The organism is Streptomyces sp. NPDC002057 (genome assembly GCF_040296665.1).
Classification (GTDB): Bacteria; Actinomycetota; Actinomycetes; order Streptomycetales; family Streptomycetaceae; genus Streptomyces.
The window spans coordinates 58662-82877 of record NZ_JBEOXR010000004.1; the positions used below are offsets into that span (position 1 = coordinate 58662).

Below are 24216 nucleotides of genomic sequence, written 5' to 3' on the forward strand. Positions count from 1 at the left end.
CGGCCCACCGGGGCGGCGGGTCCGGCCGCCGCCCCGGTGGCTCAGCGGCGGGGCAGCCGCAGGGGGTTGCCGTCGCGGAGCTCCGGCGGGAGCAGGTGGCCGGGGGTCGACTGGTAGGTGACCGGGCGCAGCCAGCGTTCGATCGCGGTCGCGCCGACCGAGGTGGAGGTGGAGGTGGTGGCCGGGTAGGGACCCCCGTGGTGCTGGGCGGCGGCGACGGCGACGCCGGTGGGCCAGCCGTTGACGAGGACGCGGCCCGCCAGCGGGGTGAGTGCGGCGAGGAGCGGGGCCGCGTCCTCGTCGTCGTCGCGCTCGGCGATGTGCAGGGTGGCGGTGAGGTTGCCGGGCAGCCGGGTGAGGAGTGCGGTGGCCTCCGCCCGTGAGGTGTAGCGGGCGACGACAGTGACGGGGCCGAAGCACTCCTCCAGGAGGAGGTGGTGGTCTTCCCCGGCGATCCGGGCGGCGTCGACGGCGAGGACGCCCGCGGTGACCGTGTGCGCGTCGGCCGCGCCGGGTGCGACGGGGGTGTCGACCCCGGCGAGCGCGGCGCGTTCGGCGACCCCGGCGACGAAGGCGTCGCGCATCCGCCGGTCGAGCAGCACGGCCGGTCCTGCCGTGGAGACCCCGGCGGCGAGGGCGTCGAGGAAGCGGTCGCCCGCCTCGCCCGAGGGGGCGAGGACGAGGCCGGGCTTGGTGCAGAACTGGCCGGCGCCCAGGGTCATGGAGCCGGCCAGGCCGGTGCCGATGTCGGCGGCCCGCTCCTCGACGGCGGCGGTGGTGAGCACGACCGGGTTGAGGGAGCCGAGTTCGCCGTGGAAGGGGATGGGGACGGGCCGGGCGGCGGCCGCGTCGAAGAGCGCCCGTCCGCCGCGTACCGAGCCGGTGAAGCCCGCGGCGGCGACGAGCGGGTGGCGGACGAGTTCCACGCCCGCGTCGAAGCCGTGGACGAGGACGAGGACGTCCTCCGGGAGGCCCGACTTCGCGGCGGCCCGGCGCAGCAGGGCGGCGCAGAGTTCGGAGGTGGCCGGGTGGTCGGGGTGGGCCTTGACCACCACGGGGCAGCCGGCCGCGAGGGCGCTCGCGGTGTCGCCGCCGGGGACGGAGAAGGCGAGGGGGAAGTTGCTGGCGGCGTAGACGGCGACGACGCCGAGCGGGATCTTCCAGCGGCGCAGGTCGGGGCGGGGCGGGGTGGCTCCGGCGTCGGGCAGGTCGATGCGGATGTCGAGGAAGGAGCCTTCGTCGACGACGTCGGCGAAGGCCCGCAACTGGGCCGTGGTGCGGGCGAGTTCGCCGGTGAGCCGGACGGGCCCGAGGGCGGTCTCGGCGTCGGCGGTCTCGACGACCTGCTCGCGCGCGCCGTCGAGGAGGTCGGCGGCGGTACGGAGGAAGGCGGCCCGTACGGTCCGGTCGGCCAGGCTCTCGCGGACCTCGTGGGCGGTCCGTACGGCCCGGTCGACGTCCTCCGCCGTGGCCTCCACCGCAACCTGTCCGCGCGGCTTCCCCGTCCCGGGGTCCACACTCCACACTGGTTCTGCCGCCACCACTACCCCTGTTCGCTATTCTGAACACAGTTCTTGTAGATGAACGATTCTGTACGGGACTCTAGGGACGGCCCCGCCGTCTCCACAAGGGGCCCGTCCGGCCAGGGGCCACCGGACGACCGGGACGACGGAAAAGGGGCGAGGGTCATGACGACTGCCGACGCGGGCGGAGCGCAGGTGAAGTCCGCGGTGCGGACCGTGGAGCTGCTCGAATACTTCGCCGGACGCCCCGGGATGCACTCGCTCGCCGCCGTCCAGGAGGCCGTCGGCTACCCGAAGTCCAGCCTCTACATGCTGCTGCGCACCCTGGTCGAGCTGGGCTGGGTGGAGACGGACGCGACCGGGACCCGGTACGGCATCGGGGTGCGGGCGCTGCTGGTCGGCACCTCGTACATCGACGGCGACGAGGTGGTGGCCGCCTCCCGCCCCACCCTGGACCGGCTCTCCGACGACACCACCGAGACCATCCACCTGGCGCGGCTCGACGGCACCAACGTGGTCTACCTGGCGACCCGTCAGTCCCAGCACTACCTGCGGCCGTTCACCCGGGTCGGTCGGCGGCTGCCCGCCCACTCGACCTCGCTCGGCAAGGCGCTGCTCGCCACCCACACCGACGAGCAGGTGCGCAAGCTGCTCCCGGAGACCCTCCCGGCCCTGACCGAGCACACGATCACCGACCGCGAGCGGCTCATCGAGGAGTTGCGCGCCATCCGCGAGCAGGGCTTCTCGGTGGACCGCGAGGAGAACACCCTCGGACTGCGCTGCTTCGGCATCGCGATCCCGTACCGGACGCCGGCGCGGGACGCGATCAGCTGCTCGGTGCCGGTGGCGCGGCTCACCCCGGCCCACGAGCAGATGATCAAGGACGCGCTCTTCGACGCGCGGGACCGGCTGACGCTGGCGACCCGGCGCCTCTGAGCCCGCCCCGGCCGGTGGAGGGCGTCAGCCGCGCTCGGCGAGCGCCTTCCGCCAGACCGGGCTGTCCACGTAGTGGTTGTCGTACCGCTCCGAGGACGCCTTGATCTCCTCGACGCCCGCCTCGCCCCGCATGACCCGGCCCAGGAGGCGCAGGTAGTCGAAGCGGGCCATGCCCGGCGTGAAGACGAACAGCACGTCGGCCTCGGCTCCGGGGGCGGCGGCGAAGGCGTGCGGGGTGTGCGGCGGGACGAGGAGGAAGTCGCCCCGCTCCAGGACGCTCAGCTCCTCGCCGACGAGGACCTGGAGCGAGCCGCCGAGGACGAAGAACATCTCGGAGGCCTTGGTGTGGAAGTGCGCCGGGGCGCCGACCGCTCCCTTCGCGAAGGAGGAGCGGTAGCTGGTGAGCTGCCCGCCGGTGGTGTCGGAGTCGGCGAGGAGCGTCATGACGCTGCTGGGGTCGGCGGTGGTCTCGGCGTCGGCGGAGCGGGTCAGAAGCGGGGCGAAGGGCGCGTTCTCGTTCATGATCACTACTCTAGAAGGCCATTGACCTCTCTTCCGGGTTCAATCGGCGATGAAAAACATGGGTCAATTCGCGCGGAGCCGCCGCGCCCGGACAGTGCCCGCCCTCCGCTGCGCGGCGGCTCCGGGCGGATCCCGGAGACGCGGTCGCCTCCCCCGCGCGGCGGAGGCGGATCATCGCTCCGCAGGAGGTGGCCCCCACGGCCCGCGCGGGAGCGTGGAGCCATGACACCGACCGCTCACCTGCCCGCGCCCCCGCCCGGCGCGACCCTCCGTCCGAGCACCGCCCGCCGGACGCTGCGCGCCCTCGCGATCGCCGCCTGCCTCCCGTACGTCTCGCTCAAGGTCGCCTGGGTGGCGGGCAGTCGGATCGGGATCCCGGCCGGGAGCGTGCTCCTGGAGAACCCCCGGACGATGGCGATCGCCAACTCGCTCACCGTGCTCGCCGACGTCCTCGTGGTCGTCCTCGCCCTGCTCCTCACCCAGGCCTGGGGGCGGCGGGTGCCCGCCCCGCTCCTCGTCCTCCCCATGTGGGGGGCGACCGGCCTGCTCACCCCGATCATGACCGGCTACCCCACCCAGCTCCTGGTCGCCCTCTTCACCGGCGACGACAGGGCCGCCGCGCCGGCCGAACCCTTCCTGGACCCCTGGGTGTTCGTCGTCGTGTACGGCGGCTTCATCCTCCAGGGCCTCACGCTCGGCACCCTGTTCGCGCTGTACGCCCGGGACCGCTGGGGGCACGTCTGGCGCGGGCGGCTCGGCGAGCGGCCGGCCCCCGGCGCCGCGCCGTGGGTGCGGGCCACCGCCCTGGCCGGCGCGGTGCTCGCGGTCGGGTCCGCCGCCCTCCACCTCATGTGGGCGTCCGGGGCCACGACCGGCCTGTCCGCGCGCCAGAGCGCCGAACGCGACGCCGACTTCTACGTCCTGGAGGCCCAGTGGGTCGCCTTCGCCGCCGTCGCCGTGGCCTCCGTCCTGATCCTCGTCCTCGACCGGCCCGCCCGCCTGCGGGTCCGCCCCGTGCTCGCCCTCGCCTGGATCGCGCCGGCCTCGATCGGCTGCTGGGGCGCCTACATGTCGCTCGTCGCGCTCCTGCCGACCTCGGATCCCGCCAAGCGGGTCACCACCCTGATGCAGCTGTCCTACGCTGGCGACATGATCATCGGATTGCTGCTCGGCGCATGCGTGGCCGCCTTCCTGCGCCGACGGAGCGCCGGGGCGTGAAGCGGTGCGCGGTCGCCCTCCTCGGGCAGCGGGCCCGGCGGCGCTGGCTCCATCTGATCGTGGGCGGCGCGCTGTTCATGCCGTTCTGGATGGTCGGCTCCCTCGTCATGGCGTCGCTGTTCGACGACGCCGGGATGTTCACCGGCGGCCTCGGCGTGCAGTTCGGGGCGTACGCGGTGGGGTTGCCGCTCGTCGCCGTCGCCGCGCTGTTCCCGGTGGCCCGGCCGATGGCGGTGGCGGCGACACGGGCGCTGTGCGGAGTGCCGGCGGACCGGTTCGCCGACGGCCCCGCCGAGGGCCGGGCGAGGGTCCGGACCGCCGCCTGGTTCACCCTGCACCTGGGCGTCGGAGCGCTGCTCAGCGGGGCGACCCTGGCCCTGCCGCCGATGGCCGTGTCGCTGCTCGCGCTGCCGTTCTCGCCGTCGCTCCGGGAGTCGGAGCTCGGCACGTTCTGGGGCCTCGACCGGCCGGGGTGGGGCTGGGCGGCGCTCCCGGCGGGGCTGCTCATGCTGCTCGCCCTCGCCGCCGTGGCCGCCGCGACCGGGGCCCTGCTCGCCCGGCAGGCGCCCCGGCTGCTCGGGCCGAGCCCGGCGGACCGGCTCGCGGCGGCCGAGCGGCGCGCGGCGGAGGCGGAGTCCCGCAACCGGCTCGCACGGGAGCTGCACGACTCGGTCGGTCACGCGCTGAGCGCCGTCACCCTCCAGGCGGGGGCGGCCCGCCGTGTCCTGGACGGCGGCGACGGGACGGACCTGGAGTTCGTCCGGGAGGCGCTGACCGCGATCGAGGAGACCACCCGGCGCACGGTCGGCGAGCTGGACTGGGTCCTCGGCCTGCTGCGGCGCGACGGGGACGCGGAGGAGGGCCCGGGGCCCGGGCCGGGGCTCGACGCCCTGGAGTCCCTGGTGCGGGGCGCCGGACCGAAGGTGGCGCTGACCGTGTCCGGGGACCTCGCCCCCGTACCGGAGGCGCTGTCGCGCGAGGCGTACCGGATCGTTCAGGAAGGGCTGACGAACGCGGCCCGGCACGCGGGCGGGGAGCCCGTCACCGTACGGCTCGACGCCCGTACCGAGAAGGTGGAGATCACCATGGAGAACCCCCTGCCCGAGCGGCCCCCGGTCGCCCGCCCGCACGGCGGGCGCGGCCTGCGCGGCATCGCCGAACGGGCCCGGCTGCTCGGCGGCACCGCCCAGGCCGGGCCGGCCGACGGCGTCTGGCGCCTCGCGGTCCGGATCCCCCGGTGAGCGCCCCGGCGGCCGGGGCTCCGGTGATCAGGGTGGTCGTCGCCGACGACGAGCGGATGGTGCGGACGGCCCTGCGGGTCATCCTGGACGCGGAGCCCGACCTGAAGGTGGTCGGCGAGGCGTCCACGGGCGCGGAGGCGGTCTCGGTGGTGCGGGCGGAGCGGCCGGACGTCGTCCTCATGGACGTGCGGATGCCGGAGATCGACGGGATCCGGGCCACCGAGCAGATCCTCGCCGGGATGGCGGAGCCGCCCCGGATCGTGGTGGTGACCACCTTCGAGAACGACGCGTACGTGTACGACGCGCTGCGCGTCGGCGCGGCCGGCTTCCTGCTGAAGCGGGCGGCGGCGGAGGAGCTGGTGAGCGCGGTCCGGCTGGTCGCCCGGAGCGACTCGCTGCTCTACCCGGCGGCCGTCCGGGGCCTGGCCGCCGAGCACGCCCGCCACCGGGCGCCGGTGGCCCCGCCCTGGGTGGGCCGGCTCACCGAGCGGGAGGCGGAGGTGCTGCGCCTGGTGGCGACGGGGCTGACGAACGCGGAGATCGCGGGCCGGATGGGCGTCGGCGCTGCCACGGTCAAGACGCACGTGGCGGCGGTCCTGGCGAAGTCGGGCGCCCGTGACCGCACGCAGGCGGTGATCCTGGCGTACGAGTCGGGGTTCGTGCGGGCGGGGTGACCGGCCCGCGCGGCGGGCCGCCGAGATGAAGGTTCGCTGAGAAACCCGCCACATCCGGAACGTCCCCCACCGGTTCGTTCGTCCCCACAGGTGCGATGAACAAGACGATCAGGCGCACCTCGGTCTTCGTGCTGCTCCTGGTGCTCGCCCTGCTGGGCCGGGCCACCTGGGTGCAGGCGTACGAGGGGAAGGCGCTCGCGGACGACAGCAAGAACCGGCGGAAGACGATCGCGCAGTACGCGCAGCCGCTCGGGAACATCGTCGTGGCCGGTTCGCCGGTCACCGGCTCGAAGAAGACGGAGGGGACGGACCTCGAGTACCGGCGCACCTATACGGACGGCGAGCTGTACGCGGCGGTCACCGGCTACAGCTCACAGGCGTACGGCGCCACCCAGCTGGAGGGCATCTACTCCGGCGTCCTCGACGGCACCGACGACCGGCTGAAGAACCCGCTCGACGCCGTCACCCGCAAGCAGCAGGAGCCCGGCACGGTCATCACCACGATCGACCCGGACGTCCAGAAGGCCGCCTACCGGGCGCTGGGGAAGAAGAAGGGCGCGGCGGTCGCCGTCGACCCGGCGACCGGCCGGATCCTCGCCCTGGCGTCCACCCCGTCCTACGACCCGTCGAAGATCACCGGGACGGCGGACGGCGACGCGTGGCAGGCGCTGACCACCGACGAGGACAAGCCGCTGGTCAACCGGGCACTGCGCCAGCCGCTGCCGCCCGGTTCCACCTTCAAGCTGGTCGTCGCGGCGGCGGCCCTGGAGGACGGCCTGTACGGCTCGGTGGACACGGCGACGAAGAGCCCCGACCCGTACACCCTGCCGAACACCCGGACCGTGCTGAGGAACGAGAACGCCTCCGCGCCCTGCGAGAACGCCACCATCCGCACCGCGCTCCGGTACTCCTGCAACAACGTCTTCGCCAAGATGGCCGCCGACCTGGGGCAGGACAAGGTGAAGGAGATGGCGGAGAAGTTCGGCTTCAACGACGCCGAGCTCGACGTCCCGGTCCGCGCGTACCCGAGCGTGTACCCCTCCGGCATGGACAAGGCGCAGACGGCGCTGACCGGCATCGGCCAGTTCGACGTGACCGCCACCCCGCTCCAGATGGCGATGGTGTCGGCGGCGATCGCCAACGACGGCCTCCTCGCCTCCCCGCACATGGTGTCGGAGGTCGTCGACTCCGACGGCGACCCGCTGAAGACCTTCGAGGACGGGAAGACCGAGCGGATCGTCTCCTCCTCGACCGCCGAGCAGCTGCGCGGCGCGATGCGGACGGTCGTGGAGGAGGGCACGGGCACCAACGCGGCGATCGACGGCGCCGAGGTGGGCGGCAAGACGGGTACGGCGCAGCACGGGGAGAACAACAGCAAGACGCCGTACGCCTGGTTCACCTCGTACGCGAAGGACCCCTCGACCGGGAAGCAGGTCGCCGTCGCGGTGATGATCGAGGACTCGGGCGCGGCCCGCTCCGAGGTCAGCGGCAACGGCCTGGCGGCCCCGGTGGCGCAGAAGATGATGGCGGCGGCGCTGAGGTGAAGTGACGTGGGGCGGGGCCCGGACGAGGGCGGCGGCGCTGAGGTGAAGTGACCTGGGGGCGGGGCCCGATTGGCAGTCGGGCCCCGTCACGCGATATGCAGGGTCACGCTCGCGTCCGAGCACGCATTCGAACCGTCGATTCCGCTGTCACCCCGCTCCCACCCCACGGAGGACCGCCGTGCGCCTGCCCCGTTCCCTGTCCGGCTGGACCATCGCGGTCTTCGGCATGCTCGCCGCCGCGCTCGGGGTGGTGGGCCTTGTCGTACCGGACGCGCTGCTCACGGTGATGGGCTTCGATCCGGTGCCCGAGGGCGGGCGCGCGGACGGCGACCACACCCTCGTCTTCCTGACGGCCTCCTCGATGGCCGCGCTCAACATGGGCGTCTACTACGTCCTGGCCGCGCTCGCCGACTGGAAGCCCTTCTTCCGCTGGACGGTTCCCTTCCGCCTCCTCACCTGCGCGGTCTTCACCCTCGCGGTCGTCACCGGCCGCGCCCCGGCCGGATTCCTCGGTGTGGGCCTGTGGGAGGGGCTCGGCGCCCTGGTGACGGGGGCCGCGCTGCGGTACGAGAAGGCGGGCGCCCGGCCCCCGTACGAGGAACGGGGAGCCGACGACGGTCACCCGCGCACGGCGGGCTGACCGCCGGGCCGCAGCCCCCTCGGAGGTGCTCTCCGGCACGCCTTCGGAAGCGCCCTCCGCCGGTCCCTTCTAGGGCGGGTGACCGATCCGGCCGGGCCTCCTCAGAAGCGAGCCTGGGGCCATGCGCTGGTATCTGACAGGTGTCGTCGTGTCCGGGTTCGGTACGACGGCGATGTGGCTGGTCTCCGGGATCTGGGTGAAGTCCCTGACGGGGTCCGACAGTCTGGCGGCGTTGACCGCCTTCGCCCTGTGGGCGCCCGTCCTCCTCGGACCGCTGTTCGGCACGCTCGCGGACCGGGTGCGGCGGCGGCCGCTCCTGGTCCGCCTCGACCTGGCGACGGCCGCCCTGCTTCCGCTGCTCCTGTGGGTGGAGTCGGCGGACCGGGTGTGGCTGCTCTTCGCGGTGCTCGTGCTGTACGGGGCGCAGGGCACCGTCCACGAGGCGGCGGAGCAGGCGCTGGCCGCGAGCTCCCTGGGCGCGGAGCGGCTCGGCACCCTCAACGGGTTGCGGATGACCGCGAACGAGTCGATGAAACTGGTCGCGCCCCTGGTGGCGGCGGGGCTGTTCGCCCGGTACGGGGCCGGGCCCGTCGTCCTCCTCGACGCGGCGAGCTTCGTGCTCGCCGCGGCCGTGTTCGCGCTGATGCCGGTGTGGGAGGAGCGGCCGGTGCGGTCCGGCTCCCGGAACTGGTGGCGGGAGACAGCCGAGGGGGTGCGGCTGCTGCGGGCCTCGCCGGTGCTGCGGCCGCTCGTCGCGACGGGCGCGTTCACGATGCTGCTGGCCGGGGTGAACGGGGCGGCGGTCCACGCCGTCGTGGACCGCGGGCTCGGGCACTCCCCCGCGTACGCCGGTGTCCTCTACGCGGTGCAGGGCGCGGGCTCGGTCCTCGCGGGGCTGGTCGCGGGCCCGCTGCTGCGCCGGGTCCCGGAGCGGGTGCTCGCCGCCGCCGGTCTCGCGCTGTTCGCGGGGGCGGTGGGCGTGCGGGCGCTGCCCTACGAGGCGACGGCCCTCGCGGCGAGCGCGGTCATCGGCGTCGGCCTGCCGTGGGTCCTCGTCGCGGTGGTGACGGCGGTGCAGCGGGAGGCCGCGGCGGAGGCGGTGGGCCGGGTGGCGGCGACCGCGCACACCCTCGTCCTCGCCCCGAACGCGGTGGCCATCGCCCTCGGCGCGGGCCTGGTCGCGCTGGTCGACGTCCGCGTCCTGCTGCCGCTGCTCGCCCTGGCGGGGACGGGGTGGGCGGTGGGGGCCGCGGCGCGGGGGCGCCGGGGGCGCGGCCTCCGCTGCGCGGAGCCCCGGGACCGCTCCGCCGCGACCGGCTGAGGGCCGGCCGGAGCCGTCCCCGCCCGTCGCTCGCGGTGCGGGCCGACCGGTGGGCGGCGAGCATGGAAGGAGGCGTGTTCGCGGCGGGAGGAGGGCAGGGTGACGGCCGGTTCCTTCCCGGGGACGACGGGGCGGGTGGGTACGCCCCTGGACGGCGCGGGGCTCCTCGACATGCTGGGGGTCGCCGCCGTCGTCGTCGACGCCCACGGCCGGATCGTGCTGTGGAGCCCGCAGGCCGAGGCCCTGTTCGGTTTCCCCGCCGCCGAGGCCCTGGGCCAGTACGTGGCCCGGCTCATCGTCGGCACGGAGCACCGGGAGGAGGCGATGCGCCTCTTCGGCGAGGTGCTGCGCGAGGGCACGACATGGGCCGGCGTCTTCCCCGTACGGCACAAGGACGGAAGCATCCGGAACGTCGAGTTCCGGAACATGCGGCTCACCGACGACCTGGGCGGCCTGTACGCGCTCGGGATCGCCGCCGACCACTCCGCCGTCGAACGGGTCGAGACCGAGCTCGCCCTCTCCGACCGGCTCGTCTCCCAGTCCCCCATCGGCCTGGCCGTCCTCGACACCGACCTGCGCTACGTCCTGGTGAACCCGGCCCTGGAGCGGATCAACGGCCTCCCCGCCGCGCTGCACATCGGCCGGCGCATCGGCGACATGCTGCCCAAGGTCGACGCCGAGGACCTGGAGGCCGCGCTCCGCTCCGTCCTGGCGACGGGGACGCCGCTCCTCGACCACCCCACCGTCGGACGGACCCCGGCCGACCCCGACCGCGACCACGCCTGGTCGTTGTCCTTCTACCGGCTGGAAGGGGCCGAGGACCGGGTCCTGGGCGTCGCCGCCTCGGTCATCGACGTGACCGAGCGGCACCGGGCGGACGCGGACGCCGACCGGTCCCGGCGGCGGCTCGCCCTCATCGCGGACGCCTCCGCCCGGGTCGGCACCACCCTGGAGGTGGAGCGGACCGCCGACGAGCTGGCCTCGGTGGTGGTGCCCGAACTCGCGGACATCGCCGCCGTCGACGTCCTCGACTCCGTCCTGGCGCTGCGCCGGCCGGGCGCGCCGGAGGAGGGGCCCGAACTGTTCCGGGCGCTCGCCGTGAAGGCCGGCTCCCCCACGGAGGCGCTGCCGGCCGCGGACCCGCCCGGCGCGGTCGCCATGTACGGGGCGGACCGTCTGGTCACCCGGTGTGTGCACACCGGCCTGCCGGTCCTCGTCGAGCACGTCGGCCCCGGCGACCTCGCCCGGATCGCCCGGAGCCCCGAGGCGGCCGAGATGCTCGCCCGGGCCGGGGTCCACTCGTACCTGGCGGTGCCGCTGATCGCGCGCGGCGAGGTGCTCGGCGCCCTCGACCTCAAGCGGGACCACAACGCGCTGCCCTTCGACGGCGACGACGTGCTGCTCGCGACGGAGCTCGCGGCCCGCGCGGCGGTGAGCATCGACAACGCGCGCTGGTACCAGAGCGTCCGCAACTCGGCGGTGACGCTCCAGCGCAGCCTGCTGCCGGGCGCGCCCCCCGAGCGGGCGGGCCTCGAGGTGGCCGCCCGCTACCAGCCGGCGCAGGCGTCGAGCGAGGTCGGCGGCGACTGGTACGACGTGATCCCGCTGACCGAGGACAAGACGGCGCTCGTCGTCGGGGACGTGATGGGCAGCGGCATCGACGCGGCGGCCACGATGGGCAGGCTGCGGACGGCGACCTGCGCCTTCGCCGACCTCGACCTCTCGCCCGCCCAGGTCCTGCGGCACCTGGACCGGATCACGGAGGGCCTGGAGCACTACATCGCGACCTGTCTCTACGCCGTGCACGACCCCGGCCACGCCCGGTGCCGGATCGCGAACGCGGGCCATCTGCCGCCCGTGCGGGTTCCGGTGGACGGGCCCGCCGAGCTGGTGCACCTCTCGCCCGGGGTGCCGCTCGGCGTGGGCGGCGGCACGTTCCACACGGCCCGGGTGCCCTTCCGGCCCGGGGACCGGCTCGTGCTCTACACGGACGGTCTGATCGAGACCCGCCACGAGTCGATCGACGAGCGGCTCGCGCTGCTCGTCGGGCTCCTCGACAAGGCCCGCGGGCCCCTTGAGGAGACCTGTGACGAGCTGCTGCGGGCGCTGCGCCGGCCGGGGGCGCCGGACGACGTGGCACTGCTGATCGCCCGGAGCACGGGATGACGGCCCGGGGCGGAGAGCGGCGGCGGGGTGGGCGCGGCACCGGGCTGGGGAGCGTCGCCGGTCAGGTCTTCGCCCTGGAGGCGCTGATCGCGCTCCTGGTGATCGCGGCGGCCGTGCTGATCACGTTCCACCAGGCCCGCAGCGACAGCGAGCGGGACGCCCAGGTCCGTTCGCTCGCCGTCGCGGAGTCCTTCGCGCACGCGCCCGGCATCGACGCCGCGCTGACCTCGCCCGATCCGACGGCGGCGCTCCAGGCGCGGGCGGAGGCGGCCCGGCTGGCGACGGGGGTGGACTTCATCTCCGTCCTCGGCACGGACGGTCTGCGGTACACCGACTCGCAGACGGACCTGATCGGCAGCAAGGCGACCGGGGACCTGACGCGGGCGACCGTGGACGGCGAGTCGTTCACCGAGCTGTTCCGGGGCGAGCCCAACGACGCCGTCCGGGCGGTGGTCCCGGTCGTCGACGACGACGGCAAGATCATCGGCCTGGTCACCAGCGGCATCGAGGTGGAGAGCATCAGCCACGCGGTGGAGGGACGGCTCCCGCTGCTCATCGGAGCGGCGGGGGGCGCGCTCGCCGTCGCCGTGGGCGGCGCCGCCCTGGTGAGCCGGCGGCTGCGGCGGCAGACGCACGGCCTCGGCCCGGCCGAGATGACCCGGATGAAGGAGCACCACGAGGCGGTGCTGCACGCGGTCCGCGAGGGCGTCCTGATCGTGGGCCCGGACCGCAGGCTGCTGCTCGCCAACGACGAGGCGCGCCGCCTGCTCGGTCTCACGGCGGACGCGGAGCGGCGGCACGTCTCGGAGCTGGGCCTCGATCCCCGTACGGTCGAGCTGCTCGTGTCGGGCCGGTCGGCGACGGACGAGGTGCACCGGGCGGGCGACCGGCTGCTCGCGGTGAGCGTGCGGCCCACGCTCCCGGCCGGGCGCGAGTCCGGCTGTGTGATGACGATGCGGGACACCACCGAGCTGGCCGCGCTGACCGGCCGGGCGGCGGTGGCCCGTGGCCGGCTCCAGCTGCTGTACGAGGCGGGGGTGCGGATCGGGACGACGCTGGAGGTCGTACGGACCGCGGAGGAGCTGGCGGAGGTGGCGGTGCCCCGGTTCGCGGACTTCGCGACGGTGGAGCTGCTCGAACCGGTGCTGCGCGGCGAGGAGCCGCCGACGTCCGCGACGGCGACGACGGAGATGCGGCGGACGGCGCTGAGCGGGCTGCGGCCCGACCAGCCGCTCCAGCCCGTCGGGGACACCGTACGGTTCGACGTCCCCAGCACCCCGATGGCGACGGCCCTGAGCGCGGGGCACGCGGTGGTGCAGGCGGAGCTGGCCTCGGCGGAGGGCTGGCGGGCGCAGGACCCGGAGGGGGCTGCGCGGGCCCTCGCGTTCGGGATGCACTCGCTCCTGACGGTGCCGCTGCTCGCCCGCGGGGTGGTCCTGGGGATGGCCAACTTCTGGCGCGCGGACACCCCGGAGTCCTTCGGGGAGGAGGACCTGTCGTTCGCGGAGGAGCTGGCGGCGCGGGCGGCGGTGGCGATCGACAACGCGCGCCGGTTCACGCGGGAGCACGCGATGGCGGTGACGCTCCAGCGGAGCCTGCTGCCCCGGGTGCTGCCGGACCAGAGCGCGGTGGAGGTGGCGTACCGCTATCTCCCGGCGAAGGCCGGGGTGGGCGGCGACTGGTTCGACGTGATCCCGCTGCCGGGAGCGCGGGTGGCGCTCGTGGTCGGGGACGTGGTGGGGCACGGGCTGCACGCGGCCGCCACCATGGGGCGGCTGCGGACGGCGGTGCACAACTTCTCGACGCTCGACGTGCCCCCGGACGAGCTGCTCGGGCACCTCGACGAGCTGACGGCCCGGATCGACGACCGGGAGTCGGACGGGCCGGACGCCGAGGGGCGGCGGCGGGAGGAGGGCATCACCGGCGCCACCTGTCTGTACGCGATCTACGACCCCGCGTCCGGTCTGTGCACGGTGGCGAGCGCGGGGCATCCCGGCCCGGCGCTCGTGCGTCCCGACGGGCGGGTCGAGTTCCCCGAGCTGTCTCCGGGGCTGCCGCTCGGGCTGGGCCTGGGCGATGTGCCGTTCGAGGCGACGGAGCTGCGGCTGCCGGAGGACAGCAAGCTGGTGCTCTTCACGGACGGGCTCCTGGAGGACCGGGGCCGGGACCTCGACACGGGCCTCGGGCTGCTGCGGTCGACGCTCGCGCGCCCCGACCGGAGTCCGGAGCAGACCTGCGCGGACGTCCTCGCGACGCTCCTGTCGCCCTCGCCGCGCGACGACATCGCGCTGCTCGTGGCGCGGACCCGGCTGCTCGACCGGCAGCGGATCGCCGAGTGGGAGGTGGCCCGCGATCCGTCGGCGGTCTCGCCGGTACGGAACGCGGCGGCGGCGAAGCTGGAGGAGTGGGGGCTCGGCGACCTGGCGTTCACGGCGGAGCTGGTGCTCAGCGAGCTGATCACGAACGCGGTGCGGTACGGGGCCGATCCGGTCCGGGTCAGGCTGCTCCACGACCGGACGCTGATCTGCGAGGTCTCGGACGGCAGCAGCACCTCGCCGCACCTGCGGCACGCGGCGACGACGGACGAGGGCGGGCGCGGGCTGTACCTGGTGGCGCAGTACGCGGACCGCTGGGGGACGCGGTACGCCCGGCGCGGCAAGACGATCTGGGCGGAGCTGAGGGTGGGCACGGACGGGGCGGGGCCGGTGACGACGGTGGTGCCCGATCTGGACGCGCTGGAGGATCTGGCCTGGTGAGGGGGAGGGCAGGCGGCCGGGGTCTCCTCCTAGCCGAGCTTCCGCAGGGCCGCCCGGACGACCGCCAGGTCCTCGTCCGAGGCCAGCCCGGCGTGGTAGAGGCGCAGTTCGCCGGCGCCCGCCTCGTGGGCGAGGCCGATGTCGTGCGCGAGCCGGCCGGGCGCGCCCCCCATGCCGGTGACGACGGAGAGGTTCGCCGCGAGGACGGTGCCGGGCCGCGCGTGGGCCGCGAAGTCGGCGACCCGGGGCGGGCGGGCGACCACGCCGTCCGCGAGCCCCAGGACGTGCGCCGGGTCCGTGCCGCTGTCGGCGCCGCAGCGGTACGGGTCGGGGTCGGCGTGCAGCAGGACCCGGAAGCCGGCCGGGGCGGCGGCCCGTACGGCGGCGACGGCGGCCTCCTGGAAGGTCCGGGCGGTCCCCGCGCGCCAGGCCGCGGTGGGGGCCTCCAGGGCGCCGAGTCCGCCCGCGGGCCCCGACCCGGCCCACACGGGCGCCAGGGCGGCGCGCACGGCGGCGGCCAGTTCGCCGGGGTCGGCGCCCTCGTTCCCGTACCCCTCGCGGCAGGAGGGGCAGAAGCAGAGCGACATCAGGTACTGCTCCCGCTCGCCGAGCGCGACGCCGCCGGTCTTGTCGTGGGCGTGCAGGTGCGCGAGGCCGTACCAGCCGCAGGACTCCAGTTCGGTGCCGGCCGCGCCGGGTCGCGCGGCGGCCTCGGCGGCCAGGTCGACGAGCAGGGCGCGGACGTCGGGGCGGCCGATGCAGGGGGCCCAGGGGTAGCGGTCGCCGTAGGCGTTGACGACGGAGGTCTCCGGATGTTCGGCGCCGAGGCGGGAGTTGTGCGCGAGCACGACCCAGCTGTGCACCTGGAGGCCGGTGGCGGCGAGGGCCTCGGCGGCCCGTCCGAAGGAGTCGCCGGGGGCCCACTCCCCCGCCGGGTGGGGACGGAGCGGACGGCCCGCCCAGCGGCCGGGGTCCGGCGGGTAGAGCACGGCGGCGTGCTCGGCGGTGACGATCCGGTGGGCCGGGTGGCGGGGGGTCAGGGCCCGGGTGGAGTGGTAGGCGGAGGCGAGCGTGACCTGGGCCAGGCCGAGGTCCGCGAGGAGCCCGGGGGCGGCGGGGTCGCCGTCGACGTCCCACGGGTAGGCGAACGCGCCCGCGCGCGGGCCGCTCACGCGTCCAGCTCCTTCAGGAGGACGCGGGCGCGGTCGACGAGCAGCATGAGCGCGTCGACGTGCTCTGGGGCGGGTTCGCTCAGCGGCGGCCGCACCTCGCCCACGTCCAGGCCTCCCCTCCGTACCGCCGCCTTGACGAGCGAGACGGCGTATCCCCGTCCCTGGGCGCGGAGCTCGACGAGCGGCCGGTAGAAGGAGTCGACGAGCCGGTTCACGGTGGTGTCGTCGCCGGTGGTGAGGGCGCGGTGGAAGGCGAGGGCGAGGTCGGGGGCGAAGCAGAAGACGGCGGAGGAGTAGAGGGTGACGCCGATGCCCCGGTAGGCGGCGCCGGTGAGTTCGGCGGTCGGCAGGCCGTTGAAGTAGAGCAGGTCGAGGCCTTCGGCGCGGACGGCGCTGACGATCCGCTGCATGAGGTCGAGGTCGCCGAGGCCGTCCTTGAGGCCGATGATCCCGTCGGTACGGGCGAGGGCGACGGCGGTGGCGGGGGTGAGGATCGCGTTGTCGCGCTGGTAGACGATGACGTCGAGCGAGGTGGCGGCGGCGAGTTCGGTGTAGTGGCGGAGTAGTCCGGCCTGGTCGGCGACGACGAGGTAGGGGGGCATGGCGAGGAGTCCGTCGGCGCCGGCCTCCTCGGCGAGCCGGGCGTACCGGACGGCGAGGGCGGTGCCGTAGCCGGCGCCCGCGACGACGGGGACGCGGCCGCCGGTCTCCTCGACGGCGGCGGCGACGCAGTCCCGGAACTCCTCGGGGGTGAGGGCGTGGAACTCGCCGGTGCCGCAGCAGGCGAACACCGCCGCGGCGCCCGCGTCGACGCCCGCGCGCACATGGGCGCGGAAGGTGTCGAGGTCGACGGAGCCGTCGGGCGCGAAGGCGGTGACGGGGAAGAACAGCAGGCCGTCGAGCCGGCCGGCGAGCGGGGCAGTGGTCACGGGCGCTCCCAGGGAAGTCCGTCGTGCAGCCTTCGCGTGCACAGTTATGACTGTCATCCATATTCTTGAACACTGACGCTCCGCACGCTAGAGCAGCCCGGAACGGCCGGTCAAGGAGGGAACCCGCCCTGTCGCGCACTCTTGACGCTCCGTCGGACCGCTCCTTAGTTTGTCCACGGATGTGAATTCCACTCAACGGAGGAGATCGACTCCATGCCCGCACCCCGCACCGTCCTGCTCACCGGCGCCGCCGGAGGCGTCGGCACGCTGATGCGGGAGCTGCTGCCCCCGTACGGCTACGAGCTCCGCCTCCTGGACGTCGTCCCGGTGCCGGGGGCGCCGGACGCGGTCGTCGCCGACCTCGCGGACCGTGCGGCGCTGCGCGAGGCGGTCCGGGGCGTCGACGCGATCGTGCACCTGGCGGGCATCTCCCTGGAGTCGAGCTTCGAGAAGATCATGGCCGCCAACATCGCCGGGACGTACCACCTCTACGAGGCCGCCCGCGAGGAGGGCGTCCGGCGCGTGGTCCTCGCCTCCAGCAACCATGCCGTCGGCTTCACCCGGCGGCCGCGCGAGGGCGAGCCGCCGGTCCCGGTCGACACCCCGCACCGCCCGGACACCTTCTACGGCCTCTCCAAGTGCTTCGGCGAGGACCTGGCGCAGCTCTACTGGGACCTGCACGGAGTCGAGACCGTCTCCGTCCGCATCGGCTCCTGCTTCCCCGAGCCCACCTCGGTCCGGATGCTGTCGATGTGGCTCAGCCCCGCCGACTGCGCCCGGCTGCTGCACGCCACCCTCACCGCCGAGGACGTGGCCCACACGGTGGTGTACGGCTCCTCCGCCAACACGCGCGCGTGGTGGGACCTCTCCACCGCGCGGGCGCTCGGTTTCGCTCCGGAGGACGACTCGGAGGTGTACGCGGAGAAGGTCGTCGCCGAGAAGGGCCTCCCGCCGGAGGGCAGCGCCGACGACCTCTATCTGGGCGGCCACTTCTGCGTGGACCCGCCCCGGTGGCCGCACTGAGCGACGGGGCCGGGCCCGGGCGGCAGGAAGTACACAGGACCCGGCCGGACTGATACGGGGGAGCCGGCCGGGGCCCGGGTCACGGCGCGCGCTGGCAGACCGGACGTGCTCACCGTAGGCCCGCACGAAGATCATCGCGATCCGCTGAACGCGGCACCTGTCCGGAATGCGCGACGGGTTGACGCATGGAAGTACACCGGTCAGCGCGGTACGCGCCCCTTACGCGCCCGGGGCGCACACCGGACACGCCCGTGAGCGCGCGCGGCGCACGCGGGCCCCCGCGCACCGGCCGGTCGGCAGCCGCAGCGGGTGCCCCGGGGCTCAGCGGCAGCCGCGCAAGGTGCCCGACGGCGACTCGCCGAACTTCTCCCGGTAGCGCGCCGCGAAGCGGCCCTGGTGGGCGAAGCCCCAGCGCCAGGCCACCTCGCTCACGCTCACCTCGTCCGGCGCCGCCGCCCGCAGCTCCTCGCGGACCCGGTCGAGGCGGACCTCCCGTACGTACGCCATGGGTGACATCCCCACGTACTCGCGGAACGACTCCTGGAGGCGGCGCACGCTCACCCGGGCCAGGGCCGCGAGTTCGGTGGAGGTGAACGGGTGCTCGGGCCGCTCCCGTACCGCGTCCATCGCCCGCTTGACCGGGGCCGGGCGCCGCGGCTCCCCCGGATGGGCGAGCGCCTCGCGCCAGGGGTGCTCGGCGGCCAGGAGCAGCCCGTTGAGCAGCGCCTCCTGCAAGGGCCGGGCCACCAGCTCGTGCCGGGCCAGACCCTCGCCGGCGAGCGCCTCGGCGGCGACCTGGCGGGCGAAGCGCACCCAGCTCAGACCGGGCCCGCGCGTGATGTCCAGGCAGGGGGCGAAGACGAGCGCGCCACGGGGCGGACGGCCGATCAGCCGCTCCAGACGGTCACGCAGCTCGGCCGCCCCGACCTTCACCGAGAGGGTCCGGCAGTCGCCGCTCCAGCGGTCGAGGAAGGTGTCCCCCGCCGGGTCGAGCAGCAGCGCCTCGGTGGTCGTGGCGACGATCGGGGCCCCGCCCTGGCGCATCTCCATCCGCCCGCTGAGCGGCGCGTTCACGTGGTAGGCGCCGAGCTCCCCGAAGCTCATCCGCACATCGGCCCCGCAGCTCAGGTCGCCGATGACCAGCGGACCGAGCGCGACGGTGTCGAAGCGCGCCGCGAAGGGCCGCCGCTCGCGGTCCACGACGTCCATCCGGTTCGTGTAGTAGCGGGCGTCCAGCTCTTCGCGCGCCTCGTCCACGTCCCGGGTCCGAAAACAGCTCCCGTCCACAGCGCCCCCTGCCCCCACCGGTAGCACCGGCCCCTCCGCCCCCACTGCACCCATGGGTCGAAAGAATATTCATATGACGGATCTGACCGGGAACGGCAGGATGCCCGGCATGCCACGCCCCCATGGATTCACCTACGAGCGGCGCCGTGACGGCTCCGTCGTGCTCACCCACCTCGGCCGCGCCGCGGGGGTCCTGCGCGGCGGGCGGGCCGAGAAGTTCCTCGCCGAGGTCGAGTCGGGCGACGCGCAGCTGGTGATGGCCCGCTGGACGGGCGCGTACCGCTTCGGCAACGAACGGCAGGCCAGGAACCACCCCCGTAATCAAGGTGGCCGAACCGGCCGAGGGTAAGGGAACGGCAAAGGCGCCCGGATCGTTAGCCCTGGCATGACCGCTATGACCCCCGGCTCGAACATCCCCCTCACCGTCGCTCGCGTGGCGGTGGACGTCACCGCCCCCGTGCGGCTCGACGTCTCGGGCCTGCTGCTCGGCGCCAACGGCAAGGTGCGCTCGGACGACGACTTCATCTTCTACAACCAGCCGGCCGGGCCCGGCGTCACCTACCGCTCCGGCGGCGGTGCCGCTCCCGACGCGATCCTGGTGGACACCGGCGCCGTCCCGGCCGGCATCGAGAGGATCGTCGTCACCGCGAGCCCCGACGCCGCGGGCCAGACCTTCCAGGGCATCGAGCCCACGGCCACCCTCCGCAACGCGGACGACGGCAGCGTCCTCGCCACCTTCACCCCGCCGCAGCTGGCCACCGAGACCGCCCTGGTGGTCGTCGAGATCTATCTGCGCAACGGCGCGTGGAAGGCCCGCGCCGTGGGCCAGGGATACGCGAACGGACTCGCCGGCATCGCGACGGACTTCGGCGTCTCGGTGGACGACGAGCCCGCCGCCGCCCCGGTGGCGGCCGCCCCCGCCCCCGTCGCCCCGCCCGCCCCGGTGTCGCCCCCGACCCCGCCCGTCGCCCCGGTGGACCCCCGGGTATCGGCCGCCGCCCCGCCCGCTCCCCAGGCCGCCGCCCCGGCCCCCGGCTCCGGCAAGATCAACCTCGACAAGGGCCGGGTCAGCCTCCAGAAGAACCAGACGGTCTCCCTGGTCAAGGGCGGCCGCCCGCTGCTCTCCCAGGTCAAGATGGGCCTCGGCTGGGAGCCCGCCTACCGGGGCAAGGACATCGACCTGGACGCCTCCGTCATCGCCTACGGCCCGCAGCGCAACCACCAGGACAGCTGCTACTTCGGCAAGCTCTCCATCCTGGGCGGCTCGGTGAAGCACTCCGGCGACAACCTCACCGGCGAGGGCGCGGGCGACGACGAGGTGATCGTGGTCGACCTGGGCCGGCTGCCCGCCGACACCACCGGTCTGGTCTTCACGGTCAACTCCTTCTCCGGCCAGAAGTTCACCGAGGTCGCCAAGGCCTACTGCCGGCTGATCGACGCGGCGACCGGCGAGGAGCTGGTCCGCTTCGACCTGACCACCGCCGAGCCGCAGACCGGCGTGATGATGGCCAAGCTGATCAAGCAGTTCTCCGGCGAGTGGGAGATGACGGCGATGGGCGAGTTCGTGAAGTCGCGGACCGTCCGCGGCATGGTGAAGCCGGCCGCCCAGGCGCTCTGAGCGACCGGCCCCGGCGCCCTGTCCGGTCCAGGGCCTGTCGTCACCTTCCCGTCTGCCCCGCCGGGCAACGACGGCAAGGTGACGACAGGCCCTAGGAGAACAGGGCGCTGTAGGCGTTGAGGGCGGGCTGGCCGCCGAGGTGGGCGTAGAGCACGGTCGAGTCCCGGCCGATCTCTCCCCGGTCCACCAGGTCGACCATGCCCGCCATCGACTTCCCCTCGTACACGGGGTCGGTGACCATGCCCTCGGTGCGGGCGGCGAGCCGCATCGCGTCGAGGGTGGCCTCGTCCGGGATGCCGTACACCCCCGCGTGGTAGCGCTCGTCCAGTTCGACGTCGGCCGCCGTCACCGGCCGCTCGACCCCGATCAGGGCGGCGGTGTCCCGGGCGATCCGGGTGATCTGCTCGTGCGTCGGACCGGGCTTCGCGGAGGCGTCGACGCCGATGATCCGCCGGGCCGGCCCGCCCTCCTCGGCGAGCGCGGCGAAGCCCGCGACCATGCCGGCCTGGGTCGAGCCGGTCACCGAGCAGACGACCACCGTGTCGAAGAAGACGCCGAGCGCGCGTTCCTGCTCGGCCACCTCGTACGCCCAGTTCGCGAAGCCGAGTCCGCCGAGCGGGTGGTCGGAGGCGCCCGCGGGGATCGCGTACGGCTTGCCGCCGCCCTCCTCGACCTCCCGCAGGGCCTGCTCCCAGCTCTCCTTGAAGCCGATGCCGAAGCCCGCCCGCACCAGGCGTACGTCGGCGCCCGCGAGGCGGCTGATCAGGATGTTGCCGACCTTGTCGTAGACGGAGTCGGGCCAGTCGACCCAGCTCTCCTGGACGAGGACGCAGCGCAGTCCGGCGCGGGCGGCGACGGCGGCCACCTGGCGGGTGTGGTTGGACTGGACGCCGCCGATGGAGACGAGGGTGTCGCAGCCCCGGGCGAGCGCGTCCGCCACCAGGTACTCCAGTTTGCGGGTCTTGTTCCCGCCGTACGCGACACCGGAATTGCAGTCCTCGCGCTTGGCCCAGAGGGTGGCGCCGCCGAGGTGGTGGGTGAGCCGTTCGAGGGGGTGGACCGGTGAGGGCCCGAAGAGGAGCGGGTAGCGGTCGAAATCGATGATCGGCAATGCGGCTCCCGGTGGGTGACGGCCTGACGGCTGCTGGTCGACGGTCCTGGACGCGCTACGGAGCCGGGGAATCCGCGGCGGGGGCGGGCGCGGGGATGCCGGTGACCTCGGCCACCTCGATGGCGTCGTCCGCGAGCTGTTCGAGCGCCGCCCAGATCTCCGTGGTGACCCGCACCGCCTCCGCCGCATCCCCGGCCTCGCACGCGTCGATGAGACGGGCGTGCAGCTCGGCCGATCCACAGCTCCCGGCGTCGCCGAAGAGCCGCCGCTCGACGCGGCGGATCAGAGGGGTGTAGCGGGCGATCGTGGCGGCGGCGGCGTGGTTGCCGCTGGCGACGACGAGGACCTGGTGCAGCTCGTCGTCGGCGTCGAGGGCGGCCTCCACGTCGGAGGCCCGGACGGCGGCGGCGAAGCGCTCGTTGGCCTCGCGCATGGCCCGGATGCCGTCGGGCCCGAGCAGGGGTACGCCGGTCCTGGCGGCGAGTTCGTGCATGACCCGCACCACGGAGGCGGCGTCCCTGACGACCCGGCTGACCGGCCGGGTGACCCGGGTGTAGGCCTGGGGCTTGGACTCGACGAGCCCCTCGTCACCGAGCCGGGCCAGGGCCTCGCGCACCGGGGCGCGCGAGAGCCCGAGCCGATCGGCGAGGTCGGCGTCCTTGAGCGGGGCGCCGGGGGCGAGATCACCGCGCACGATGGCCTCGCGCAGCGCCTCGTACGCCCGGTCACGCAGCAGGGTCCGGCCCACGGGCCGTAATACGTCCATGGACTGACATGTTAGATGTCAGTCCATGGAGCTGACCAGGGGTCAGCGCCCGTACCCCTGGGGAGGTTCGGTGACGGCGCCCGCCGCGGGGATCAGCGGCGGGGCTGGCGGCGCCAGGGGCCGGTGATCGCCACCATGATGCCCGGATCCTGGATGTTCGCGAACAGGGTGTCACCGTCCGGCGAGAACGTCACGCCGGTGAACTCGCTGCCGTTGAGGTCGTTGCGGGCGATCGGGTAGGTGCGGCCCGAGTCGGTCGCGCCGAAGAGGTGCTGGACGCCCTCGCCGTCCTCGGCGATGACGAGCCCGCCGTACGGGGAGACCGTGATGTTGTCGGGGCCGTCGTAGGCGCCGTCCTCGTCGGGGGCGGCGTTCACGCCGAGCAGCACCTTGAGGGTGAGCGTGCGGCGCTTGGGGTCGTAGAACCAGACCTGGCCGTCGTGCGCGGCGCCGGGGCTCTCCTCGCGCGCGTAGGAGGAGACGACGTACGCGCCGCCGTCGGCCCACCACATGCCCTCCAGCTTGCGGGCGCGGGTGACCTGACCGGCCGCGAACTGCTTGCGGACGGAGGTGGTGCGGCCGTCGCGGTCGGGGACGTCGACCCAGTCGACGCCGTAGACGGTGCCGATCCGGGACGCCCGGGAGAGGTCGTCGACGAAGCGGCCGGCGGAGTCGATGCACTTGGCGGCCTGGAGCACACCGGCGTCGTCGGCGAGCCGGCGGAGCTTGCCGCGGCCGTGCTCGAAGCCCTTCGGCGGCACCCAGCGGAAGAGCAGTCCGTTGGGGTTGGAGGCGTCCTCGGTGAGGTACGCGTGGCCGCGCCGGGGGTCGATGACGACGGCCTCGTGGTCGTACCGGCCGAAGGCCTTGATCGGCTTCGGGTCGCGGTTGGCGCGCCGGTCGCGGGGGTCGACCTCGAAGATGTAGCCGTGGTCCTTGGTCATGCCGTTGACGCCGGCGCGGTCGGAGTTCTCCTCGCCGGTCAGCCAGGTGCCCCAGGCGGTGCTGCCGCCCGCGCAGTTGGTGGAGGTGCCCGCGATGCCGACCCACTCGGCGACGGTGCCGTCGCGGTGCACCTCGACGACCGTGCAGCCGCCGGCCGCGGCGGGGTCGTACACGAGCCCCTCGACGAGCGGGACGGGGTGCTTCCAGCCGGCCCGGACGCCCTTGAGCTCGTGGTTGTTGACGAGGTACGTGGTGCCGCGCGGCCCGGCGAAGGCGGCGGTGCCGTCGTGGTTGGAGGGCGTGAACTCGCCGGACTCCAGCCGGGTCACACCGCTGTGGGTGACGACACGGTACGAGAACCCGGCGGGCAGGGCGAGCATCCCCTCGGGGTCGGCGACGAGCGGCCCGTAGCCGAGCCGGCGGCCGTGACCGTGCCCATGACCGTGGTCGTGATCGTGGTCGTGACCGTGGCCGTACGCCTCCGGGTCGTCGGAGGCGAGCGCCTCGGGCGCGGTGGCGAGAGCGCCGACGACACCGGTGAGGGCGAGTCCCGCACCGGCGACGGCGGACTGCTTGGTGAACTCTCTGCGGTTGAGGGGCATGGTGTGGCGTTCTCCCTGTGCTGGCCCGGATGTCGCGGGCCACCCTCCCGCGCCGCCACGAACACCGCCTGAACGCCACGGGAACACGGCCGGGCGCGGCCCCCTCAGGGGAGGGGGGCCGGACGACGCCGGGTCCCCGGCCGTCGCGCCCAGCGCCCCCTGCCGGGTCCCCGGCCGTCGTGCCCGCCGCTCCCCCTACGGGATCACCGGCCGTCGCGCCCA

The 24216-nt window shown here is 74.5% G+C and carries 20 protein-coding genes; 12 read left to right on the forward strand and 8 right to left on the reverse strand.

The window, feature by feature from the left end:
* Positions 1–41 precede the first annotated feature (41 nt).
* Positions 42–1541 carry an aldehyde dehydrogenase (NADP(+)) gene (locus ABT129_RS04965; RefSeq protein WP_351896661.1) on the reverse strand — a complete coding sequence of 500 codons (1500 nt, stop codon included), beginning with the start codon at positions 1539–1541 and terminating at the stop codon, positions 42–44.
* Between the two features lie 147 nt (positions 1542–1688).
* On the opposite strand from ABT129_RS04965, the gene ABT129_RS04970 reads away from it, so the two are divergent.
* Positions 1689–2459 carry an IclR family transcriptional regulator gene (locus ABT129_RS04970; RefSeq protein WP_351896663.1) on the forward strand — a complete coding sequence of 257 codons (771 nt, stop codon included), beginning with the start codon at positions 1689–1691 and terminating at the stop codon, positions 2457–2459.
* A gap of 24 nt (positions 2460–2483) precedes the next feature.
* Here ABT129_RS04970 and ABT129_RS04975 read toward each other — a convergent pair whose 3' ends face one another.
* Complete coding sequence (locus tag ABT129_RS04975; RefSeq protein WP_351896665.1) at positions 2484–2981, reverse strand: cupin domain-containing protein; 498 nt, start codon at positions 2979–2981, stop codon at positions 2484–2486.
* Positions 2982–3203: 222 nt separating this feature from the next.
* Here ABT129_RS04975 and ABT129_RS04980 point away from each other — a divergent pair, with 222 nt between their 5' ends.
* The 8 genes from ABT129_RS04980 (at position 3204) to ABT129_RS05015 (ending at position 14541) form a co-directional block, all read left to right on the forward strand.
* A complete protein-coding gene (locus ABT129_RS04980) occupies positions 3204–4199 on the forward strand; it encodes a hypothetical protein (RefSeq protein WP_351896668.1) in 996 nt (331 codons plus the stop codon).
* The gene (locus ABT129_RS04985) at positions 4157–5440 is read left to right on the forward strand and encodes a sensor histidine kinase (protein ID WP_502981653.1); all 1284 of its coding nucleotides are present in this window, start codon (positions 4157–4159) and stop codon (positions 5438–5440) included. Before ABT129_RS04980 ends, ABT129_RS04985 begins: the two co-directional genes overlap by 43 nt.
* A 56-nt stretch (positions 5441–5496) precedes the next feature.
* Positions 5497–6114, forward strand: a complete 618-nt coding sequence (locus ABT129_RS04990; RefSeq protein ID WP_502981662.1) for a response regulator — start codon at positions 5497–5499, stop codon at positions 6112–6114.
* Between the two features lie 95 nt (positions 6115–6209).
* A complete protein-coding gene (locus tag ABT129_RS04995; RefSeq protein WP_351896673.1) occupies positions 6210–7658 on the forward strand; it encodes a peptidoglycan D,D-transpeptidase FtsI family protein in 1449 nt (482 codons plus the stop codon).
* 178 nt (positions 7659–7836) lie between these two features.
* Complete coding sequence (locus ABT129_RS05000; protein WP_351896674.1) at positions 7837–8298, forward strand: hypothetical protein; 462 nt, start codon at positions 7837–7839, stop codon at positions 8296–8298.
* Between the two features lie 121 nt (positions 8299–8419).
* Positions 8420–9619, forward strand: a complete 1200-nt coding sequence (locus ABT129_RS05005) for an MFS transporter (protein ID WP_351896677.1) — start codon at positions 8420–8422, stop codon at positions 9617–9619.
* Between the two features lie 99 nt (positions 9620–9718).
* A complete protein-coding gene (locus ABT129_RS05010) occupies positions 9719–11785 on the forward strand; it encodes a SpoIIE family protein phosphatase (protein WP_351896679.1) in 2067 nt (688 codons plus the stop codon).
* Positions 11782–14541, forward strand: coding sequence for a SpoIIE family protein phosphatase (locus ABT129_RS05015; protein WP_351896682.1), 2760 nt, complete (start codon positions 11782–11784; stop codon positions 14539–14541). The genes ABT129_RS05010 and ABT129_RS05015 overlap by 4 nt, the downstream gene beginning before the upstream one ends.
* Before the next feature lie 29 nt (positions 14542–14570).
* On the opposite strand, the gene ABT129_RS05020 is transcribed toward ABT129_RS05015, so the two are convergent.
* Both ABT129_RS05020 and ABT129_RS05025 read right to left on the reverse strand, forming a co-directional pair.
* Positions 14571–15713 carry a hypothetical protein gene (locus tag ABT129_RS05020; RefSeq protein WP_351896684.1) on the reverse strand — a complete coding sequence of 381 codons (1143 nt, stop codon included), beginning with the start codon at positions 15711–15713 and terminating at the stop codon, positions 14571–14573.
* Positions 15710–16642, reverse strand: coding sequence for a 5-dehydro-4-deoxyglucarate dehydratase (locus ABT129_RS05025; protein WP_351896686.1), 933 nt, complete (start codon positions 16640–16642; stop codon positions 15710–15712). Before ABT129_RS05025 ends, ABT129_RS05020 begins: the two co-directional genes overlap by 4 nt.
* 213 nt (positions 16643–16855) lie before the next feature.
* Here ABT129_RS05025 and ABT129_RS05030 point away from each other — a divergent pair, with 213 nt between their 5' ends.
* A complete protein-coding gene (locus tag ABT129_RS05030; protein ID WP_351896689.1) occupies positions 16856–17665 on the forward strand; it encodes an NAD-dependent epimerase/dehydratase family protein in 810 nt (269 codons plus the stop codon).
* 321 nt (positions 17666–17986) lie between these two features.
* Here the strand turns inward: ABT129_RS05030 and ABT129_RS05035 are convergent, their stop codons facing one another.
* Entirely contained in the window at positions 17987–18922 is a 936-nt protein-coding gene (locus tag ABT129_RS05035) for an AraC family transcriptional regulator (RefSeq protein ID WP_351896691.1), read from the reverse strand.
* 139 nt (positions 18923–19061) lie between these two features.
* On the opposite strand from ABT129_RS05035, the gene ABT129_RS05040 reads away from it, so the two are divergent.
* Positions 19062–19301 (forward strand): hypothetical protein, encoded by a 240-nt coding sequence (locus ABT129_RS05040; RefSeq protein ID WP_351897049.1) that lies wholly within the window; start codon positions 19062–19064, stop codon positions 19299–19301.
* A 45-nt stretch (positions 19302–19346) separates the two neighbouring features.
* On the forward strand, positions 19347–20570 hold the full coding sequence (locus ABT129_RS05045; protein WP_351897051.1) for a TerD family protein: 1224 nt from the start codon (positions 19347–19349) through the stop codon (positions 20568–20570).
* A gap of 91 nt (positions 20571–20661) precedes the next feature.
* On the opposite strand, the gene ABT129_RS05050 is transcribed toward ABT129_RS05045, so the two are convergent.
* From ABT129_RS05050 to ABT129_RS05060, 3 genes are all read right to left on the reverse strand, one after another.
* On the reverse strand, positions 20662–21681 hold the full coding sequence (locus tag ABT129_RS05050; protein WP_351896694.1) for a 1-aminocyclopropane-1-carboxylate deaminase: 1020 nt from the start codon (positions 21679–21681) through the stop codon (positions 20662–20664).
* Between the two features lie 55 nt (positions 21682–21736).
* The gene (locus tag ABT129_RS05055; RefSeq protein ID WP_351896696.1) at positions 21737–22447 is read right to left on the reverse strand and encodes a GntR family transcriptional regulator; all 711 of its coding nucleotides are present in this window, start codon (positions 22445–22447) and stop codon (positions 21737–21739) included.
* A gap of 92 nt (positions 22448–22539) precedes the next feature.
* Positions 22540–23994, reverse strand: a complete 1455-nt coding sequence (locus ABT129_RS05060) for an alkaline phosphatase PhoX (RefSeq protein WP_351896699.1) — start codon at positions 23992–23994, stop codon at positions 22540–22542.
* Positions 23995–24216: the final 222 nt, after the last annotated feature.

Coding starts and splice junctions, on each gene's coding strand:
- ABT129_RS04970 (WP_351896663.1), top strand. CDS start 1,689: ATGACGACTGCCGACGCGGGCGGAGCGCAGGTGAAGTCCGCGGTGCGG.
- ABT129_RS04975 (WP_351896665.1), bottom strand. CDS start 2,981: ATGAACGAGAACGCGCCCTTCGCCCCGCTTCTGACCCGCTCCGCCGAC.
- ABT129_RS04980 (WP_351896668.1), top strand. CDS start 3,204: ATGACACCGACCGCTCACCTGCCCGCGCCCCCGCCCGGCGCGACCCTC.
- ABT129_RS04985 (WP_502981653.1), top strand. CDS start 4,157: ATGCGTGGCCGCCTTCCTGCGCCGACGGAGCGCCGGGGCGTGAAGCGG.
- ABT129_RS04990 (WP_502981662.1), top strand. CDS start 5,497: ATGGTGCGGACGGCCCTGCGGGTCATCCTGGACGCGGAGCCCGACCTG.
- ABT129_RS04995 (WP_351896673.1), top strand. CDS start 6,210: ATGAACAAGACGATCAGGCGCACCTCGGTCTTCGTGCTGCTCCTGGTG.
- ABT129_RS05005 (WP_351896677.1), top strand. CDS start 8,420: ATGCGCTGGTATCTGACAGGTGTCGTCGTGTCCGGGTTCGGTACGACG.
- ABT129_RS05015 (WP_351896682.1), top strand. CDS start 11,782: ATGACGGCCCGGGGCGGAGAGCGGCGGCGGGGTGGGCGCGGCACCGGG.
- ABT129_RS05030 (WP_351896689.1), top strand. CDS start 16,856: ATGCCCGCACCCCGCACCGTCCTGCTCACCGGCGCCGCCGGAGGCGTC.
- ABT129_RS05040 (WP_351897049.1), top strand. CDS start 19,062: ATGCCACGCCCCCATGGATTCACCTACGAGCGGCGCCGTGACGGCTCC.
- ABT129_RS05045 (WP_351897051.1), top strand. CDS start 19,347: ATGACCCCCGGCTCGAACATCCCCCTCACCGTCGCTCGCGTGGCGGTG.
- ABT129_RS05055 (WP_351896696.1), bottom strand. CDS start 22,447: ATGGACGTATTACGGCCCGTGGGCCGGACCCTGCTGCGTGACCGGGCG.
- ABT129_RS05060 (WP_351896699.1), bottom strand. CDS start 23,994: ATGCCCCTCAACCGCAGAGAGTTCACCAAGCAGTCCGCCGTCGCCGGT.